At 53.8% G+C, this 20,063-nt stretch carries 16 protein-coding genes; 9 read left to right on the forward strand and 7 right to left on the reverse strand.

Translation table 11 applies throughout. The features are described from left to right. Nucleotides 1-48: 48 nt before the first annotated feature. On the reverse strand, nucleotides 49-2,823 hold the full coding sequence (locus tag IM290_RS19990) for an autotransporter outer membrane beta-barrel domain-containing protein (RefSeq protein ID WP_193041829.1): 2,775 nt from the start codon (nucleotides 2,821-2,823) through the stop codon (nucleotides 49-51). 452 nt (nucleotides 2,824-3,275) lie between these two features. Here IM290_RS19990 and hemB point away from each other — a divergent pair, with 452 nt between their 5' ends. Further along, complete coding sequence (gene hemB / locus IM290_RS19995) at nucleotides 3,276-4,250, forward strand: porphobilinogen synthase (RefSeq protein WP_015571323.1); 975 nt, start codon at nucleotides 3,276-3,278, stop codon at nucleotides 4,248-4,250. Nucleotides 4,251-4,378: 128 nt separating this feature from the next. Further along, a complete protein-coding gene (locus IM290_RS20000) occupies nucleotides 4,379-6,079 on the forward strand; it encodes a lysophospholipid acyltransferase family protein (RefSeq protein ID WP_193042125.1) in 1,701 nt (566 codons plus the stop codon). A 79-nt stretch (nucleotides 6,080-6,158) separates the two neighbouring features. Here the strand turns inward: IM290_RS20000 and tauD are convergent, their stop codons facing one another. From tauD to mmuP, 6 genes are all read right to left on the reverse strand, one after another. Further along, nucleotides 6,159-7,010, reverse strand: coding sequence for a taurine dioxygenase (gene tauD / locus IM290_RS20005; RefSeq protein ID WP_193042124.1), 852 nt, complete (start codon nucleotides 7,008-7,010; stop codon nucleotides 6,159-6,161). Next, the gene (tauC, locus tag IM290_RS20010; protein WP_193042123.1) at nucleotides 7,007-7,834 is read right to left on the reverse strand and encodes a taurine ABC transporter permease TauC; all 828 of its coding nucleotides are present in this window, start codon (nucleotides 7,832-7,834) and stop codon (nucleotides 7,007-7,009) included. Before tauC ends, tauD begins: the two co-directional genes overlap by 4 nt. Then, nucleotides 7,831-8,598, reverse strand: a complete 768-nt coding sequence (gene tauB, locus IM290_RS20015; RefSeq protein ID WP_193042122.1) for a taurine ABC transporter ATP-binding subunit — start codon at nucleotides 8,596-8,598, stop codon at nucleotides 7,831-7,833. The genes tauC and tauB overlap by 4 nt, the downstream gene beginning before the upstream one ends. A gap of 10 nt (nucleotides 8,599-8,608) precedes the next feature. Next, a complete protein-coding gene (gene tauA, locus IM290_RS20020; protein WP_015571327.1) occupies nucleotides 8,609-9,571 on the reverse strand; it encodes a taurine ABC transporter substrate-binding protein in 963 nt (320 codons plus the stop codon). 222 nt (nucleotides 9,572-9,793) lie between these two features. Next, on the reverse strand, nucleotides 9,794-10,726 hold the full coding sequence (gene mmuM, locus IM290_RS20025; protein ID WP_193042121.1) for a homocysteine S-methyltransferase: 933 nt from the start codon (nucleotides 10,724-10,726) through the stop codon (nucleotides 9,794-9,796). After that, nucleotides 10,713-12,113, reverse strand: a complete 1,401-nt coding sequence (gene mmuP / locus IM290_RS20030; RefSeq protein ID WP_192969478.1) for an S-methylmethionine permease — start codon at nucleotides 12,111-12,113, stop codon at nucleotides 10,713-10,715. Before mmuP ends, mmuM begins: the two co-directional genes overlap by 14 nt. Nucleotides 12,114-12,270: 157 nt before the next feature. On the opposite strand from mmuP, the gene IM290_RS20035 reads away from it, so the two are divergent. The 7 genes from IM290_RS20035 to IM290_RS21690 all read left to right on the forward strand — a co-directional run. After that, nucleotides 12,271-13,380, forward strand: coding sequence for an AI-2E family transporter (locus tag IM290_RS20035; protein ID WP_017383139.1), 1,110 nt, complete (start codon nucleotides 12,271-12,273; stop codon nucleotides 13,378-13,380). 114 nt (nucleotides 13,381-13,494) lie between these two features. Continuing rightward, on the forward strand, nucleotides 13,495-15,279 hold the full coding sequence (locus IM290_RS20040) for a diguanylate cyclase (protein WP_193042120.1): 1,785 nt from the start codon (nucleotides 13,495-13,497) through the stop codon (nucleotides 15,277-15,279). Between the two features lie 381 nt (nucleotides 15,280-15,660). Beyond that, nucleotides 15,661-16,155, forward strand: a complete 495-nt coding sequence (locus IM290_RS20045) for a molybdopterin-dependent oxidoreductase (RefSeq protein ID WP_023303170.1) — start codon at nucleotides 15,661-15,663, stop codon at nucleotides 16,153-16,155. Nucleotides 16,156-16,172: 17 nt separating this feature from the next. Continuing rightward, entirely contained in the window at nucleotides 16,173-18,110 is a 1,938-nt protein-coding gene (locus IM290_RS20050; RefSeq protein WP_032671391.1) for a bifunctional diguanylate cyclase/phosphodiesterase, read from the forward strand. Between the two features lie 259 nt (nucleotides 18,111-18,369). Further along, nucleotides 18,370-18,627 carry a YjhX family toxin gene (locus tag IM290_RS20055; RefSeq protein ID WP_017694448.1) on the forward strand — a complete coding sequence of 86 codons (258 nt, stop codon included), beginning with the start codon at nucleotides 18,370-18,372 and terminating at the stop codon, nucleotides 18,625-18,627. 10 nt (nucleotides 18,628-18,637) lie between these two features. Then, a complete protein-coding gene (locus IM290_RS20060; RefSeq protein ID WP_047746097.1) occupies nucleotides 18,638-19,384 on the forward strand; it encodes a cyclopropane-fatty-acyl-phospholipid synthase family protein in 747 nt (248 codons plus the stop codon). A 363-nt stretch (nucleotides 19,385-19,747) separates the two neighbouring features. Beyond that, nucleotides 19,748-20,063, forward strand: a 316-nt coding sequence (locus IM290_RS21690) for a hypothetical protein (protein ID WP_227009308.1), incomplete at its 3' end; no start/stop codon positions are given.

Consider the following 20,063-nt stretch of genomic DNA (forward strand, 5'->3'; position numbering starts at 1 on the left):
TTTAAAACACATAAAAAAGCGGGGGAAAAATCCCCCGCGCTTTCTATATTACCAGGTATATTTCACACCCAGGTTTGCTCCCCAGTTCTGGTCAACGTCGCCGCCGCCCAGATAAGTCGCATCAGTGTAAGCACTGAAGTTTTTCGTGAAGCTGAACTGAGTGCCCAGTCCCACGCGAACCGCAGAGCCTTCCACGCCGTTATCAATGCTGTCATTGTTGATATCAGCATTGTTGTCGGCATCGTCATACACGTAAGCCAGTTTGAAGTAAGGCGTTAATGCCTGCTCGCCGCCGTAGTTGAAGGTATAACCTGCATCCACGCCGAGCTCATAACGCATACTGTCGTAAGACTGACCATCGATACGCATGTCGTTGCTTAGCTGGTAGTCATCACCGGACTGGAACAGGCCAGAGATCGCCGCGTAAGGCGTGACGTAGCCAGACAGGTTTGGTTTCCAGTCATAGCCCAGTTTCATCCCGAAACCAACGGCGTCAGTCGTCGTATTACCGTCAACATACTGACCGTTGCTCATGGTAGCAGAGAGGTCGTTGTTGAAGCGGGTGTAGCTCAGGGAGCTGTCGAGGAAGATGTCGTTCATGAACTTCGCCGACGCGTAGATCATCGCAGTCTGGCTGTCCTGATCGACCTGACCAGTACGATCGCTGATATCACCCTTCGCGAAACCAGCCGCACCACCGACAATCCACTTCGCGTTATTACCGTCGATCTGAGTATCCAGACCTACCATAATGCCGCTTACGTCCTGATCGTAGCTAACGGTGCCATTATCCGCGTCAAAGTTGCCGCCGAAATAGCTCACCCATGCGCCGCCGTTATCTGCCAGGCCATGACGGCTGTTGGTCAGACGGGTACCCACGGTATCCTGTTGCAGATTCCAGATGTTGGTATTAGCAGAAGGAATGCTCAGCGCCATATTGGCGTAATCAGTCAGCTCTTCCTGCTGGAGAACAACGGTGTCGCCCTTCTGCTGCGCCTGATAGGTGTATGCACCTAAATCAGCTTTGTTTGCGGCAGTAAAGCTGGCTGCGGTATCCGCGTTATTGTCATAGACGCGAACGATCTCTTTGTTTTTGTAGTCAGCTACGGAGCCTGCGCCGGTCGCATCGTCGATGCGCACTTTATAGTTACCGGCAACGTCACCATTCACCGCCAGATGGCCGTCGGAGTTCAGCGCGACAACACCGTAATCGTAGTCTGCTTTATAGCGATCGTTGGTGATATAGCGTGCGTTGTTCAGGTCGCTGTTCAGCACATAATCGCGGCTGGCAACGTTGAGCACACCGCCATCGGTCAGCACCATATTGTGTGTATCAACCTGACCCAGACCCAGCGCCAGCTCTGCACCGTTGTCCACGGTAATAGTGTTGGCATACAGCTCAGCTGTCTCTTCAGTCAGTGCAGCACGGCTGTAGCTATCCAGATACAGGCTGTCGGTTGCTACTGCGCCGCTGTCGCCGATGTTCAGGCCTGACGCATTGGTCAGGGTGATGGAATCAGCCAGCAGGCCGGAGTTTTCAACATTGACCTGAGACTGGTTATTCACCGTCAGCGCGTCGATGTTGGAGATCTTACGGGTATCCCACTCGGAACCGTTATCCAGCGCCACGTTGAACAGGCCGCTCTGATAAACTTCTTCACCTGCAACATGACCGTTGCTGTCAAAGGTAGAATCAGGCCAGATGCTGTTTGGAGAAAGCGTGTGCCAGTCTACATCGCTGTAGCCTTCACCATACATCTGCGCCGTGCCGATGGCTTCAACGCTGGACTGCGCGGCGCCAACCCATTTACTGCCGTTGGTCAGCGTGACATCCAGCTTGTCGGTATCATCCCAGCCGTTGGTAGTTGGGTTATAGACGCCGTCATCGGTGGTATCCGTTGCCGGATCGCCATTCTCGTAGAAGTTGTTATCAAAGGTGCTGGCGAAAAGGATGTCGCCGGTAATGGTAGAGTGATCGAAGGTGACGGTGGTCTGCATAGCGTTATCAGACGCGCCAGCAACAACGATCAGCGCCGCATCATCCGCAGCCGTGGCGTTGGTTTCACCGTAGTCGCTCGGCTTCGCCGTTTGACCGTAGAAGCCACTGGTACCCAGATCGCTGTACGCACCAGAGGTCAGCACAGAATCTTTCACCACCAGCGTATCGGTAAAGATATTGCTGCTGTTAGCAACGCCTTCAACACCGTCGTATGGCGTGTTATCCAGCTCCTGATAACCCTGCGTCAGCGTGATGCCCGCGATATGGGAGTTGTTCTGAATAACGATGTCAGATTCAACGTCCAGCGTGATCGCGTTACCCAGACCATAGGTGTCCAGATAATGCGTTTCAGTGGTTTCACCATTGACGACATCGTAGGCGTAATGCTCGTAGGTATCGTTGATGGTGGAGTTATCAACAGTCAGGCTAAAACGATCATACTGGGTATGAGTGGTACCGTCAGTATCCACGCCATCTGCACACGTCGTGGTCATACACTCTGACGTGATCATGCCGTTAATGGTGCTGTTAGAAATACTCAACGCGTTCGCACGGCCATTGACACCATCATCCAGATAGTATGTCGAAATAACTCCGTTTACGGTTGATTTATTGATGACTGGATAAATGTCACCATCATGTGTGGCATCTGAATAATCCCAGTCAGCATAACCATAATACCAGGGCGTGGACGCGGTATTGTCATAGCCAAAAGTATTATATGTTGTGCCGGATATATCTTTCGCATTGGCCTGAGAAGCGATAGCCAGTGTGCAGGCTAATGCAAGTTGTGATACAACCAGTTTCTTTTTCCATGTTTGCATTGGGTCATCCCTCCTCAGGGACGTAAGCAAGTTTGTCCATCAAATCATTTAGCAACATAAAATTGCGGAAGGAATTATGCAGTTTCAGTTCGAAAAGGTTCAATGAATGATTCCATTAAGTCCGTATTCAGACAAATAAGCTTATAAACCCAGGGCAATATCAATCATTATGAATAAATATTATAAATTCAACTGATTGCAAACTACTTTAGTTGTTTCGGCACATATAATAAAAAGCAATAAATCATTTATATTTATAATCCCGAACCAATATAGAAACCTCACCAATATTAAACACCACGCTGAACACCAGAATAAGTTTTATAATACAGACAAAATACATGCAGCGTATATTAGTCGATTTCGAAAATCTAAAAGACAACTTTAGTAAAACACCGCTCCCTGCTTTCAGGTACACTATACCTCTTTGTTCCACAAACATCAGGCATACCATGACCGATTTAATTGCACGTCCCCGTCGCCTGCGCAAGTCTCCCGCACTGCGCGCCATGTTTGAAGAGACAACACTGACCTTAAACGATCTGGTGTTGCCGATTTTTGTTGAAGAAGAGATCGATGACTACAAAGCCATCGACGCGATGCCGGGCGTGATGCGCATTCCTGAAAAGCATCTGGCCCGCGAGATCGAACGCATTGCGAATGCGGGCATCCGCTCGGTAATGACGTTCGGTATCTCCCACCACACTGACGCGACCGGCAGCGATGCCTGGAAAGAAGACGGCCTCGTCGCACGTATGTCGCGCATCTGCAAAGAGAGTGTGCCGGAGATGATCGTCATGTCCGATACCTGCTTCTGCGAATACACCTCTCATGGCCACTGTGGTGTGCTGTGCGATCACGGCGTGGACAACGATGCGACCCTGCTGAATCTGGGCAAGCAGGCGGTAGTTGCCGCCGCTGCGGGTGCGGATTTCATTGCGCCTTCTGCGGCAATGGATGGGCAGGTACAGGCGATCCGTCAGGCGCTGGACGCTGCTGGCTTCACCGACACCGCCATCATGTCCTATTCCACCAAATTCGCCTCCTCTTTCTACGGCCCGTTCCGTGAAGCAGCCGGCACGGCGCTGAAAGGCGATCGTAAAACCTATCAGATGAACCCGCTGAACCGCCGCGAAGCGATTCGTGAGTCTCTGCTGGATGAAGCCCAGGGCGCTGACTGCCTGATGGTGAAACCTGCTGGCGCATACCTGGATATCCTGCGCGACATTCGCGAACGCACCGAACTGCCGCTGGGCGCCTACCAGGTGAGCGGCGAGTACGCGATGATCAAATTCGCCGCGCAGGCGGGTGCCATCGACGAAGAGAAAGTGATCCTCGAAAGCCTGGGGGCGATCAAACGCGCGGGCGCGGATCTGATCTTCAGCTATTTCGCGCTGGATCTGGCTGAGAAGAAAATTCTGCGTTAATCCGCTTTAGCGCCGGGTAACGACTTCGCCTTACCCGGCCTGCTCTCTGCACTAATCTTCACCAAACTGCAATACAAACGACATCTCCTCCTTCTACTGTCTGGGCAAGACGGCAGGAGGAGTGATCAATGTTTAGTCTCGACAGCGTTCTTGATGACCTTTGGCCTCAGGCGAGGCCCGCACCCTGGCAAAAAAGTCTGTTAAAAAGACTGCTTCACGAAGACGAATTTCAGCAGTTTGCCGCCAGCCACCGTCACCTGAAAGGGCTGGATATGGTGGAGCAGGTACTGGAACACCTTGATATTCACTGCTCCGTTTCCGCCCGCGACCTCGAACAAATCCCCGAACACGGCCCACTCATTGTGATAGCGAACCACCCCACCGGCACCCTGGATGGGCTGGCGCTGCTGTATGCCGTTTCCCGCGTGCGCCGCGACGTCAGGGTTGTTACCAACAGGATGCTGTCCCACCTTGAGCCCCTCAGCTCATTATTTATTCCCGTGGATAATATGGGCGGCAGAACCGCAAAAGCCTCGCTGATACAGATGGAGCAGCACCTGCAAAACGCCGGCGTGCTGATCTTCTTTCCGGCGGGCGAAGTTTCCCGCCTAACGCGCAAAGGCATCCGCGATAAAAAATGGCATCCGGGCTTTATCAAGCTGGCCGGCAAACTACGGGTGCCGCTACTCCCGGTACATATCCAGGCGCACAACAGCCTGCTGTTTTATGCCAGTACCCTGGTCTCGCCAACGGTATCCATGCTGCTGCTGATGCAACAGATGTTTCGCCGCCGTCACAGTCAGCTGCCGATCAAAATCGGCCAGCAGATTGCCTGGAATGACCGGTTTAGTTCTACCCTTTCATCGCGTGAGATGGCCGAGCAGTGTCGTCAGCACGTGATACGTCTTGGCAAGGGATTGCCTGGCGTCTTTAAAACCCAGTGCGCCATTGCCCGCCCGGAAGACAGGGCGACGCTCAAGCGCGAACTGGCGCAGGCCGAGTGTCTGGGCAAAACCAGCGATGGTAAGGCCATCTATCTTTGGCAGCGCAACGGGCAGGAAGAGGCGCCTCTGCTGCGCGAGCTGGGGCGGCTGCGCGAGATTGCCTTTCGTGCCGTGGAGGAAGGCAGCGGGAAGCGCCGGGATACCGACAGCTACGATGATGACTATCTGCACCTTATTCTGTGGGATGACGATGACCTGGAGATTGTCGGCGCGTACCGCTTTATGCCAACGGCCATGCAGGTGGAAAAGCGCGGCGTCGAGAGGTTGTACAGCTACAGCCTGTTCCACTACGACGAAAAAATGCAGGACATACTTGAGCACGGTATTGAGCTGGGGCGCAGCTTTATACAGCCGCGCTACTGGGGGCGTCGCGGTCTGGACTATCTGTGGTCAGGCATTGGCGCCTATCTGGCACGCTATCCCCATTACCGTTACCTGTTTGGTCCGGTGTCCATCTCCGGCGGCTTACCGCCTGCCGCACGGGATCTGCTGGTGGCGTTTTATCGTCTCTGGTTTCCGGCCAGCCATCCCTTAGCCGCCTCGCGTCAACCCTACCCGGCCTCACTTCCGGACGTGCTGGCACAGTTTGGCGGAGTGGATTACGTGGATGACCTGACAAAGCTGAAATCCCTGCTCGGCAACCTGGGTTGCGGCATCCCGCCGCTCTACAAACAGTATTCCGAGCTATGCGAACCCGGCGGCGTGCAGTTTATCGATTTCGGCAGCGATCCGGCGTTCAATAACTGTATCGACGGGCTGGTGCTGGTGGATCTGTGTTATCTGAAGGCAAACCGCTATCAGCGGTATATAGAAGCACACCTTTAGCTCCGTTGCCCGGTGGCGCTGCGCTTACCGGGCCTACAATTAAACGTAGGCCGGGTAAGGCAACGCCGCCACCCGGCAATCAAGGCGCACGGTAAAACGGCTTATCCCCCAGGATAGTCGCCCGCTGCATAATCCTTCGCTGCGGCAGGTAATCCGCATTGGCGTAATGCTGCGTGACGCGGTTATCCCAGATCGCCAGATCGTTCTCCTGCCAGCGCCAGCGCACCTGGAACTCCGGTTTGGTGATGTGCGCGAACAAGAAGCCGAGCAGCGCCTCACTCTCTTTTTCCGTCACATCCACGATGCGCGTGGTGAACCCTTCATTCACAAACAGCGCCTGCTTTCCGGTCACCGGATGGGTACGCACCACCGGGTGCAGCAGCGGGGGATGTTTCGCCACAGCTTCCAGCCAGCGCTGGTGCTCCTCTTCGCTTTTGCGGTACTTGTACTCCGGGAACGATTTTTTGAAGTCATGCTCCGCCCGCAGGCCGCTCAGCAGAGTCTGGAGCGGCGCGGAGAGCGCCTCAAACGCGGCAATCCCGCTGGCCCACAGCGTATCCCCACCCGTTTCCGGCAGCTGTTTTGCTGCCAGAATCGCCCCGGCTGGCGGTGTGTCGATAAAGGTAACGTCCGTGTGCCAGTTGTCATTATCGGGCGGGTTATCGTTATGGGTGTCCAGCACGATAATTTCCTCCACCCCTTCCGCATGCGGGTAGACCGGGTGGATATGCAGGTCGCCAAAACGCAGGGCCAGCGCGCGCTGCTGCTGCGGGGTAATGGCCTGTTCACGCAGGAATACCACCTGATGACGCAGCACCGCGTGGTACAGCTGCTCAAACTGGTTATCGCTCAGCGGACGGGTTACGTCCAGGCCCGACACCTGCGCGCCAATATATGGCCCCAGCGGGGTAATGGTCAGTCGTTCACTCATTGTATTTCTCCATGCCAGGGCGTCAGGCGACGCTGTAGCGCGCGCAGTCCCAGTTCTAATCCAAAGGCAATCGCAGCGATCACCGCGATCCCTGCCAGTACCACGTCAGTCGCCAGGAACTCTCCCGCCGACTGCACCATAAACCCAAGGCCGCGCGTGGCGGCTATCAGCTCTGCCGCCACCAGCGTAGACCAGCCCACCCCAAGGCCGATGCGCAGCCCGGTCAGTATCTCCGGCAGCGCGCCTGGTAAAATGACGAACAGCAGTATCTGCGCGCGGCTGGCGCCGAGCGACTGCGCCGCACGTATGCGTACCTGCTGCGCACTTTTTACGCCAGCCAGGGCCGACATGGCTACCGGCGCAAATATCGCCAGGTATATCAGTAAGATCTTTGACGTCTCGCCGATGCCAAACCAGATCACCATCAGGGGCAGGTAAGCCAGCGGCGGGACGGGACGGTAAAGCTCTATCAGCGGGTCGAGAATGCCGCGTACCGTCGGGCTCAGTCCCATCGCGATCCCCACCGGAACGCCAATAATGACCGCCGCCAGTAGCGCCACCAGAATACGCATCAGACTGGCGCCTAAATGCTGCCAGAGCGTGGCATCCATAAAGCCCTGCGGCCCGGCGATAGTAATCAGTTTTTCCAGAACCTGGCCTGGCGGGGGCAGAAACAGCGGGCTGACCCACTGCTGCGCAGCAACCGCCCACCATACCGCCAGCAACACCACCAGCGTGCTGACGCTTAAGGTGAGCTGGCGAGAGAACGGCCAGCGTAAGGCAAGGCGCGTCCGCCGCGTTTTTTCACTGAAAACAATGCTCATGAGAACGCCTCCCGTTGTTCAAACACGCGGCTTAAGACGTATTCACGCTGTTCAATAAACAGCGGATCGGATTTGATGCTGCGTACCGGCTCTCCCGCCACATAGCGGCGGGCAAACTCAAGCGGCAGGCGCTCCAGCACGCGTCCCGGCCCCGGTGAGAGCAGCACCAGCTCCGTCGCCATAAACACGGCCTCTTCGATATCGTGGGTGATTAACAGCACCTGCTTGCCGGTTTCGTGCCACAGGCGCAGCAGCAGGGTTTGCATCTGCTCGCGAGTGAAGGCATCCAGCGCCCCGAAAGGTTCGTCCAGCAACAGCAGCTGTGGGTTAGCCGCCAGCGCACGGGCGATCCCGACGCGCTGACGCTGCCCGCCTGAAAGCTGCCAGATAAAGCGTTTTTCAGCCCCCTCCAGCCCGACCTTTTTCAGCATATCGTGCGCCGTATTCAGGCGTTGTTCACGCGCTACACCGGCCAGTTGCAGACCAAACGCAACGTTTTCCTGAACGTTTCGCCACGGGAGTAATCCTTCATTCTGGAAGACCACGCCTCGCTCTGCGCCCGGCCCCGTTACCCGTTTCCCTTCCAGCTGGATCGTGCCGTGCTGATACGGTACAAACCCGGCGATCAGGTTCAGCAGCGTCGTTTTCCCGCAGCCGGACGGCCCCAGCACCACCAGCAGTTCACCGCTGTCCAGCGTCAGGTTGATCTCTTCCAGGGCGGGTTTGCCGCCGTAATCGGCAGACAGGTTTGTAATGTTCAGCATTGCAGCCCCCTTATTTCACAAAGCGATCGGTCACGAACTGGCTGTAATCCGCCGCCACCGCAGGCACTTTGCCCTGCTCTTTCAGGAACGTGGCAGTGTCGACAATCGCTTTGCTCACCGGCCCGTTCAACTGCTGGACCTGCTGCGCAGGCGTCAGATAGGTGTTGCCTTTTACCAGCCCCGGCACGTCAGCTTCCGGCACGCCGCTCAGACGTGAGAGCTTCTCCAGGTTGGCGGGCTGTTTCAGCCATTCATCCGGGTTGCTGATGTATGGCTGCTGTGCGTCGATGGCGCTTTTGGCGAAGGCTTTCACCACTTCAGGGTGTTTCTCGGCAAAGTCCTTACGTACGACCCAGACGTCAAGGGTTGGCGCGCCCCACTGCCCCACTTTTTCGGAGTCGGTCAGCACGGTGCCCTCTTTTTCCAGCTCGTTGACGGCGGGCGCCCAGACGTATGCTCCGTCGATGTCGCCACGCTGCCAGGCGGCAATAATCGCCGGAGGTTGCAGGTTAATGATCTGCACCTGGCCCGGCTTAATGCCCCAGTGTTTCAGCGCTGCCAGCAGGCTATAATGCGTGGTGGAGATAAACGGCACCGCGATGCGTTTGCCGATCAAATCTTCGGGTTTCGTGATGCTTTTCTTCACCACCAGCGCTTCGGAATTTCCGAGCTGCGACGCCAGCAGGAAGACTTCAATCGGCACCTGCTGGCTGGCGGCCACCGCCAGCGGGCTGGAGCCCAGGTTGCCAATCTGCACGTCGCCCGAGGCTAACGCCCGCACAATCGCCGCGCCGCTGTCGAACTTGCGCCAGTCGACATTCGCCCCGCTCGCTTTGGCAAAGGTGTTGTCCGCCTGCGCGACTTTCGCCGGCTCAGCGGAAGTCTGATACGCGACGGTGACGTCCACCGCCTGCGCCTGAAATGCCCACAGCGCCAGTGCGCCGAGAAGTGTGATCCGCGATGAAATTGCCATAATGTCTGCTCCCCTTGTTGTTATGAGGGCAGTATTTCCGGCGCGAGAATTTTGATAAAGGAATAAAAAAGAATCGCTAATGACGATTCGTTTTTAGAAAAAAAGCGGGAAAGGATAGTGAATTTTGTGCGGTTGTTTCTCCGGGTGGCGCTGCGCTTACCCGGCCTACGGTTCGTGCAATTTGTAGGCCGGGTAAGGCGCAGCCGCCACCCGGCAAAGACCTCAGCGCTGAACCGTCAGCGCAGCAATATCCTGCGGCGTGGTGCGACAGCAGCCGCCAATCAGCTTCGCACCGGCATCCAGCCACTGCGGTAAATACCCCGCCAGCGTCTCGCAGGCTTCACCGTGGTGATGCCAGGTTTTGCTCACCGCATCATAATGCTCGCCGGAGTTCGGATAGACCACCAGCGGCAGCGACGTCAGGCTGTGCAGATGCGTCAGCGCCGCGGTGGTGTTTTCCAGCGCGATACAGTTGATCCCCAGCGCGACAACCTGTGGGTAGCTTTCGAGCGCAGAAACGACATCCCGCAGCGGCGTCCCGTCACTCAGATGCTCGCTGTCACGCAGGGTAAATGAGAACCATGCCCGGGCGCGAGGATACGCCGTCAGCAACACCGCCAGCGCCTTAATCTCCGGGAAAGAAGGCAGCGTTTCACAGGCCAGCAGATCCGCGCCCGCATCCAGCAGCGCCTCCACGCGGGGACGGTGGAACGCGGTGAACTCTTCAGCGCGACGCACATAATCGCCGCGATATTCAGATCCATCGGCAAGGTACGCGCCGTACGGCCCTACCGACCCCGCCACCAGCAGCGTGCCCGCCTGCGCATTCTCTGCCAGGTACGCTTCCCGCGCTTTGCGTGCCAGCTCTACGCTTTTGCCAATCAACGCCCGGGATTGCGCCTCGTCCAGCCCGCGTGCGGCAAAGCCCGCAGGCGTGGCCTGATAGCTGGCGGTGATCGCCACCTGTGCCCCCGCGCGGTAATAGTCGAGGTGCACGTCACGGATCAGCTCCGGGTTTTCCATCAGCACTTTGGCCGACCAGAGGCTGTCGGCAAGGTTACAACCGCGCGCTTCCAGCTCCGTTGCCATCGCCCCATCCAGCACGACAAACGGCTGGTTTTCAAGGAGGGTGGTAAGCGGATTATTCTGCGACATGTTCAGGCTCCTGCGATGTCAGGTTTCGGGTCAGGTAGTACGCACCATAACACAGGGCGACAAACGGAAGCCCGCAATAAAGGGCAATACGCTGGCTGGGGTCAAACCACAGGCCGACACAGGCCACCAGGCAGAGGATAAAGCCAAGCACGGGCACCAGCGGATACCATGGCGCGCGATACTGCAACGCCGAAAGCGGCTGCCCGGACTGCACGTGACGGCGACGAAACACGAAGTGTGACGCGCAGATGCTGATCCACACCGCCACCACCGCAAAACCGGAAATGGCTGACAGGGCCACAAACACCGTATCCGGCGCAACCACGCTGGAGAACAGCGCCAGCACGCCACCCAGCATGGAAACGGAGAGCGCCGTCAGCGGCACGCCGTTTTTGTTGACGCGGGCAAAGCAGCGTGGCAGCGTTTTCTCGTTAGACAGAGACCACAGCATACGGCCAGAGGCATACAGGCCCGAGTTCGCCGCCGAGAGGATCGCCGTCAGGATCACGAAGTTAAAGATATCCGCCGCATACGGAATGCCGACCTTTTCAAACACCACCACGAACGGGCTTTTCTCCACGCCAGCCTGCTGCATCGGGATCAGCGCCGCCAGCACAAACACGGTGCCAATAAAGAAGATGATGAGCCGGGCGATGGTGGTACGAATAGCAACCGGAATAACCTTGTGTGGGTTTTCCGTTTCTCCTGCCGCGATGCCGATAAGCTCCGTTCCGGAGAAGGCAAAGTTGACCGCCACCATGGTCATCAGGATCGGCAGACCGCCGTGCGGGAACCAGCCTTCGGCAGTAAGGTTGCTTAAGCCCGGCGCCGGTGAACCGTCCTGCATCGGGATAAAACCGAAGATCGCCGCCCCGCCGAGAATAATGAAGGCGATGATGGTGATGACTTTCACCAGCGAGAACCAGAATTCCCCTTCGGCGAAGAAGCGCGTGGAAATGACGTTAAGAGCAAAAATCACCACGCAAAAGACGACGCACCACGTCCAGACAGGAACCTGCGGGAACCAGTACTGCATACAGAACCCGGCTGCGGTAAAGCTCGATCCCAGCGCCACTGTCCACGTAAGCCAGTAGAGCCACGCCACGGTATACCCTGTCGCCGGGCCGAGATAACGAGCGGCGTAGACGTGGAACGCGCCGGTTTCCGGCATCGCTACGGAAAGTTCCCCCAGGCATTGCATAACCAGCCAGACCACCAGCGCACCAATAAGATACGCCAGCAGCGTGCCCGCCGCGCCGGTTGTCGAAATGATGTATCCGGTATTGAAGAATAACCCTGTGCCGATAACGCCCCCCAGTGAGAGCATAATCAGGTGACGGGTTTTCATGGTGCGCTTAAGCTGCCCGTTTTGTTGCTCTGTTTGCATATTACCTTCTAAACGTATGGACATCTAAACATCCAAAGAAGGGTGTTATACCGCGATTGTTAACAAAAAGCCACCCGGCACGACTTCGGCGCAATTATTGGTAAATCTTTAAATCAGTTCTATAGTCGACACAGTTTCTTCTTCACCAGGACTCACTATGCGATTTAACGGACTGACCAAAGGTTTCTTTATTCTCATCCTGGCCCTTGTTACCTGGGCTTTCTTTGACGTGCTGTCACCCTATTTCTCGGCGATTCTGTGGGCCGCGATCCTGACCATCATTTTCAACCCGGTGAAAAACAAATTGCGTACCGCGCTGGGCGATCGCAACGGGCTGGCTTCCCTCCTTACACTCGGCATTATCTGCCTGATCGTGTTTATTCCGTTGATGGTGATCCTTTCCTCGCTCGCGGTGGAACTGAACATGGTTTACACCAAGCTGCAACAGAACAACACGCAGTTCCCGGAAGTCATCGCCGGTATTTTCAACCGACTGCCGGACTGGGCCAGCGGCTTCCTGGCGGATCACAACCTGACCAACGCCGCGCAGATTCAGAAAAAGCTTTCCGATGTCGCGTTACAGGGTGGACAGTATCTGGCGGGAAGCGCGTTCCTGATTGGTAAAGGGACGTTCGGCTTTGCTATTAGCTTCGGCATTATGCTGTACCTGCTGTTTTTCCTGCTCAAAGACGGGCCCTATCTGGTGCGCCAGATCCTCGACTCGCTGCCGCTGTCTGACTTCGCCAAACAGCACCTGTTCGCTAAGTTTGTCGGCGTCTCACGAGCCACGGTAAAAGGTACGGCGGTCGTGGCAGTGGTTCAGGGTACGCTTGGCGGTATCGCCTTTGCCATCGTCGGTATTGACGGTAGCGTACTGTGGGGAGCGCTGATGGCGTTCCTCTCCCTGGTGCCCGCCGTCGGCTCGGCTATCGTCTGGGTTCCCGCCGCGATCTTCCTGTTTGCCACTCACCAGCTGTGGCAGGGTCTGTTCATTGTGGGCTTTTTTGTCATTATCGTCGGGCTGGTGGACAACCTTTTACGTCCGCTGCTGGTGGGCAAAGACACCAAAATGCCGGACTACCTGATACTGATCACCACGCTCGGCGGTATGGAGCTGTACGGCATTAACGGTTTTGTGATTGGGCCGCTGATTGCCGCCCTGTTTATCGCCTGCTGGAACCTCTTCTCCGGCCGCGACCACGCAGGCAACGCCGAGGAGCTGGACGCAGACTTTATCGAAGAGGGAAAAAACCCTCCGGATCTCTAACGAAACGCGTTTTGTCAGGCGGCCCTGTGCCGCCTTTTTTTTCGCGATAAATCAGGGGTTTTCTATAATCTGTAATGAACGCTCTTCCACATTTGTCGTAGAAGGATCCAACAGGTGCGAATCGCCACGATCACAAACTGGGCCTATGGTGTCACGGTGTGCCTGACCATTGCCTCCGGTATCGTCATGCTGATGGCTTCCCATGCCGACAACGTAGAGCGTCAGGTTGTTAAGCAACGACAAATTTTTGACCAGCTTACGGAAGAGATTGAGGCAGAAACCTGGATGCTCTCCGATTTAGCGCGCCTTTACGCCATCAAAAAAGAGCCCGATGTGCTGAAAGCGTACCAGGCGAAAGAAGGTGAACTGAAGAATATTGAACACAAAGTGGGACAGTTAAAAGATACGGGCGCAACGGGCGAAGAGCTGGCGCTGCTGTATGAAGGGCTGAAGATTGTTGATGGCCTACAGGATGAACAGCAGGCAGCAATTGCCAGCGTCGCCCGGGGTGAGGAACAACAGGCCATTGCGTTACTCTTCGGCAAAATCTACGAACTTGAAACGGAACGCGCCCAGAGCAAGATTGACCATTTTCGTATGCTGCTGGATAAGCGCATTATTGCCGATGTCCAGGCGGCGACCAACACGTCGAAAACGCTGCGTACCGCCTCAGAGGTGATGGTCGGCCTGACCGCCCTGCTCTTCTTATTCGTGATGGGCTTTATTCTCAAGCACCGCGTGCTGCGCCCGGTAGTGCGCCTCAGCGATGTGGTTCACCGCCTGGCCTCACAGGATTACGGCGTCGAAACGCCCAATTTCAACCAGGTCGATGAGATAGGCGATATGGCGCAGGCCATTCGCATTTTCCGCGAGAACGGGCTGGCAAGGCAGCGGCTTGAAAAAGAACGCGACGCAGACTGGGCCATCCGCGAGCTGCTCGCGCGAATGACCCAGCGCTTGCAGGGGTGCGAGAACGTCAGCGACGTGATTGAGGTGGCAGAGCTGTTTGCTCCCAACATTGCGCCGGGTATCGCCGGACGTCTGTATATCCTGGATCGAAACCCGTGGGAGATGCGCTGTGCGGCGGAATGGTTATCTCCACAGGGAGAAAAAAATGCTTTCCACCCCGATCAATGCTGGGCCATACGCCGTGGTCAGAGCCATCCACCGGTCAACGGCGAGCCGGATATCGGTTGCCAGCATCTGCCTGAATCACAAAAAGACAGCTCACTGTGCGTGCCGCTCATTGCGCAGGGGGAAGCCATTGGTTTGCTGTCGTTTCAGAACATCACGCCTGAAACGGCACCGTCCCGCGCATATCTCGAATTAATGGCGGAAGCCCTGGGTCTGGCGCTGGCCAACCAGCGTCTGCGCGATGCCCTGCTGGAAAAAGCGCTATTCGACCCGCTCACCGGCTTGCGTAACCGTCACCACCTGGAAGATACCCTGCGCACTCAGATAGCTCAGGCAATGCGCAATGATGAGCCGGTGAGCTGCATGATGATCGACATCGATCACTTTAAAAGCATTAACGATCGCTTCGGCCATGAGGCTGGCGATCATGTGATTAAGAGAGTGGCGACAATTGTTCAGCGTGCCGTGCACGATGCCGGCCTGGCCTTCCGCTTTGGTGGCGAAGAGTTTCTGGTGCTGCTAACGGGTGCGGATGAGGAAGCGGCTCACGCCTGCGCAACTGAGATTTATAACGGCGTCCATACGCTGTCGCTGCGCTATGGGCTTGCTGAGATTGGCCCAGTGGATGTGTCGATCGGGATCGCCAGTTACCCGCAGCACGCCCAAAGCGACGACCTGCTGCGCGCGGCAGACGTGGCGCTTTACCGGGCGAAAGAGCTGGGGCGCTCGCGGATCGTCAGTTTCAGTATGCTGGAGACGGGTTAACCGAAACTCAGTGCAAATGACGTCAGAGGTACGCGCACTCTCTTATTCCCTCACATTGAGGGTGCGTTATCATTCTTTGTACATATAAATCAATCTTAACGATGCCACCATTGATAAAAAATGGGGGGGCGTAAATATATCAATAATCAAAGCGATCATTTTTTAAACCCGGTGGCTAATTACACTGAGTTTTTATGTTTTAAAAAACGTAAGCTCCAGCCAGAGGTCTGCAATCACGGGGCAAACAACGATTATCCATTTGATTTTAATACATTTAATCAAGTATCATTTGCAAAAAGCCATGGCGTTCAACAAAATAGACAAACTTATAGGATAAATAACTTATAATTCTTATACTTCTGTTAAAAAGAGGAGGCCAATATGCGAATAATCCTAATGCTGTGCTGCTTTTTGGTACAAAGTTTAAGCTGGGCTGGCGAACTGCCAAAGCCTGTGGGCAAACCCATCTTAACCATTACCGGTAATATAGAAAATACGAACGAAAATGGAAAAGCCGTTTTTGATATTGCCAGCCTGGAAAAACTGGGGATGGTGAGTTTCCAGACGACCTCTCCCTGGTATAATGGGCGCACGAAATTTGAGGGTATCCCGATGCGCAAACTCATGGAATATGTGGGTGCTAAGGGTTCTGTTCTGAATGTGGTTGCACTCAATGATTATACTACCGTCATCCCTCTCAGCGACTTCCAGAAATACAACGCCATCCTGGCGTTAAAGGTCAATGGCGAATATATGCGCATCCGCGATAAAGGTCCGTCATTCATCGTCTACCCTTATGACAGTCTTCCTGAACTCAATAATCAGATTTATTACTCGCGATCGGCCTGGCAGGTCAGCAAAATGAAGATTGAATAGTAGTTCAGGAGAACATAATGAACAGGATACTGGTTGGTATCATTTTTTCTCTTTTTATCACTACGGGATATATAGCCTTTCTTGTCTACGACCGTCAGCAGGAGTTGCAAAAATTGACTCACTACACTGAGTCCTGGTCTGTAGCCCAACTGGTATCTGAATATTACCGATTTGAATCATGGATTGGACTGTACGCAACCGAGACTGATGACGTTACGGTAGACCAGGTTCGCATGCGCCTGGAAATCATGCTGAGCCAGAATGATTTATTGAAAGAGGGCGGCCTGGGTCGTTATATAAACAGCGCGAAAGCGCATCAGGTGCTCGCCTTACGCCTGGAAAATATACTGAACTATCTGGATGGTCATCTTGAGAAAATGAGCCGTTCAGAGTTAAAGCTCTATCTGAAAAATATGCATTTACTGGATGCACCGCTAAGCCAGCTTTCATCAACGGCTTTAACAAAAGATGTTAATACAATCAATGAAACTAACCTAAAAATACAGGTTCTATATTATATTTATTCAGCACTTTCGCTGTTACTGGTTATTTTAAGCTTCATACTGGGCTTTTTGATTATCTATCAAAATAAAAACATTCTCAAAGCACATACACAGGTTAAAACTCTGGCTGAAGAACTTCAGCTGTCCAAAGAAACCCTGCAAATCCAGAATACAAAACTGGAATACGATGTTTATCATGACTCCCTTACCGGCATGAAAAACCGTCTTTTCTTCTGGGATGATCTCAATAAACTTAATCTACAGGCTGAGGAAAAACATATTTCGGTCACGGTGATGTTATTCGATTTAGACCGGTTCAAAGAGGTGAATGATACCTACGGTCATGATGCTGGCGATTTACTGTTACGTGAGGTATCCACGCGCCTTAACGCTTTGAGCCGCTTTTCAGAGACATTTTATCGTTTGGGCGGCGACGAATTTGCGTTCCTCTCCAGTGGCTTAACCGAAGCCGCAGCCGTTTCACGCGCGCGAGAAATCAGTGATAGCATCAGCAAGCCCTATACAATTAATAATCAACTTATAAAAATAGCCACCTGTGTGGGTATTGTTTTATCGGATAACGAACGACGTTCAGATTACCTTTATAAATTTGCCGATCTGGCGCTCTATGAAGCCAAGAAAGAAGGTTCTCAGCAAATCAAAGTCTTCCGCCAGCGAATGCTACAGAAGTTGCAGGAAAGCAGAACCCTTGAAAATGATATGGCAAGAGCAATAGAGAATGATGAGTTTATTGTTTATTACCAGCCTATTGTGAATTCCGTCAGCAAGGAAATTTACGGCTATGAAGCGCTTATTCGCTGGATGCACCCCGTCAAGGGGATGCTCTCCCCGGATAGCTTTATTTTCGCCGCTGAAAAAACAGGCATGATCAACGAGATAGGTAAAACCGTACTTAAACTGGCCTGTAGGGAGGCGGTCTCCTGGGCTGTTCCGGCCAGGATCTCCGTCAACGTCTCGCCTGTTCAATTGGGCAGCAAATCATTTATTAATACGGTGCAGTCCGTTCTGGCTGAGACCGGGCTCCCGGCTAACCGTCTTGAGTTAGAGGTCACAGAGTCTTCCCTCTTCAGTGACAGAAATAACCCCATTGCGATCCTCAAAAAACTACGCTCACTGGGCGTAAGAATTTCTATTGATGATTTTGGCACGGGTTATTCGTCGCTCTCCAGACTCAGCGAACTGAATTTTGATAAAATCAAGATCGATAAATCTTTTGTCAATCCGATATCTACGCAGGAAGATGCGCTTAATATTGTGAAGCTGATTACCGGTATGGCTAAAAGCCTTAATATGGGCGTCATTGCCGAGGGCGTTGAGACCGAAGAGCAGCTTGAGCGGCTTCAGGCTCTGGGTTGCGAGCTTGTGCAGGGATATCTTTTCAGCAAACCACAGCCTCAGGTCGACAGCAAAATTAAGAGCGGCCAGGAATGATCCCCTCTCCTCAGCCCGATACCAACCGGGATCACATTTTTCACCCCTGGGTATTCACTGACAATAACCAGGTGTTATCATTCACCCCGTAAATACCTATCAACTCAATCCGAGGCTTTGATGCTGGAGAATGTAATCATCCGATAATCAGCTTCCCGACCTTTCCAGGCCGGACTGATTATCAATGCGCCGAAATCGTATGCGGACACCGCTGTGTGTTTGCACGTTTTGCACATGATGATTAAACAGGTTTTCCAGTATGAATTTATCCCGTCAGGAACAACGTACCTTACACGTTCTCGCCAAAGGTGGCCGTATTGTGCACGTCCGCGATAACTCTGGCCGCGTCACCGCCGTTGAATGCTATAGCCGCGAAGGGCTACTGCTGGCTGACTGCACGCTCGCCGTTTTCAAAAAGCTCAAAACCAAAAAGCTGATCAAATCCGTTAACGGTCAGCCCTACCGCATTAACACCACCGGGCTGAACAATGTTCGCGCTCAGCCTGATAATCGTTAAGGAGAGGATGATGGATATCCCACGTATTTTTACTGTTAGCGAAAGCGAACACCGCATTCATAACCCCTTTACACCAGAGAAGTACGCGACGCTGGGCCGCGTGTTACGCATGAAGCCAGGCACACGCATTCTCGATCTCGGCAGCGGCTCGGGAGAGATGCTTTGTACCTGGGCACGTGATTACGGTATTACCGGTACCGGCATCGACATGAGCCAGCTCTTCACCACGCAGGCCACGCGGCGCGCAGAGGAACTCGGCGTCAGCGAACGCGTCCATTTCATTCATAACGACGCGGCCGGCTACGTCGCGAATGAAAAATGTGACGTGGCGGCCTGCGTTGGCGCAACCTGGATTGCGGGTGGCGTAGCCGGGACGATGGATCTGCTGGCAAAAAGCCTCAAGCCCGGGGGAATAATGCTCATCGGCGAACCGTACTGGCGTCAGGTACCCGCGACGGCAGAGATAGCTCAGGCCTGCGGCGTCTCGTCGATTGCAGACTTTCTTACTCTGCCCGGTCTGGTTGCGTCTTTCGATCAACAGGGCTATGACCTGGTTGAAATGGTGCTGGCTGATCAGGAAGGCTGGGACAGGTACGAAGCCGCAAAATGGATGACCATGCGGCGCTGGCTGGAGGAAAACCCAGATGATGACTTCGCGCAGGAGGTTCGGGCGGAGCTGACGATAGCGCCTGAACGTCATGTGACGTACACGCGGGAGTACTTTGGCTGGGGGGTGTTTGCGTTAATGGCGCGATAACATGGCGCTGGCGGTATAGCCTTTAGGGTTATGCCGCCGACCAACTTCTTTGAGGTACAAAACGATGACGCGAAAATGTGCAGCCAATAGCAATATTTGCTGCCATGGTCTGAGAATGAGATTTACTGGAATGGAGGGTAACTATTTGATTTAGATGGGATAATAGGAGCAAAACATAAATTGCAACACACTGTTATATAATAGAATTTATCTTCATTTAACAATAGATACCCCCAAAGGTACCCCCAGACAGAGTGTTTGTTCTTCTAATTACAACCGTAAAAAGGATTAAATTTTGGTTTTCGCAAGTGCGGGATAATGTCACAATTGCTATTATTAATACATTGTCAATTTAAGGCAGATATGAAAAATAATGCCATTACAATTAAAAATCACATTGATATCTTGCATGCTGTCAAAGGAAGAGTATTCCATGTTACCTCCGAAGAAAACATGGAATTAATAATTCAATCTGGAAACTTAATCCCAAACTCTGATTTAGCCTTCCCTTCCTTTTTTGGAAGAATACCTAATGGCTATTTTAGAAAGCGTGGCTGTGTATCTTTCTTTGACTACAGAATCTATGGAACGCCACAATGGGAAGAACATGCCTATAAATGCTTTCCTACACAGAATCTCCGTAAAGGTGATAAAATGTGTTTCTTGTTTCTTCATGAAA

This window comes from Enterobacter cloacae complex sp. S1 (genome assembly GCF_014930525.1).
Classification (GTDB): domain Bacteria; phylum Pseudomonadota; class Gammaproteobacteria; order Enterobacterales; family Enterobacteriaceae; genus Enterobacter; species Enterobacter hormaechei_C.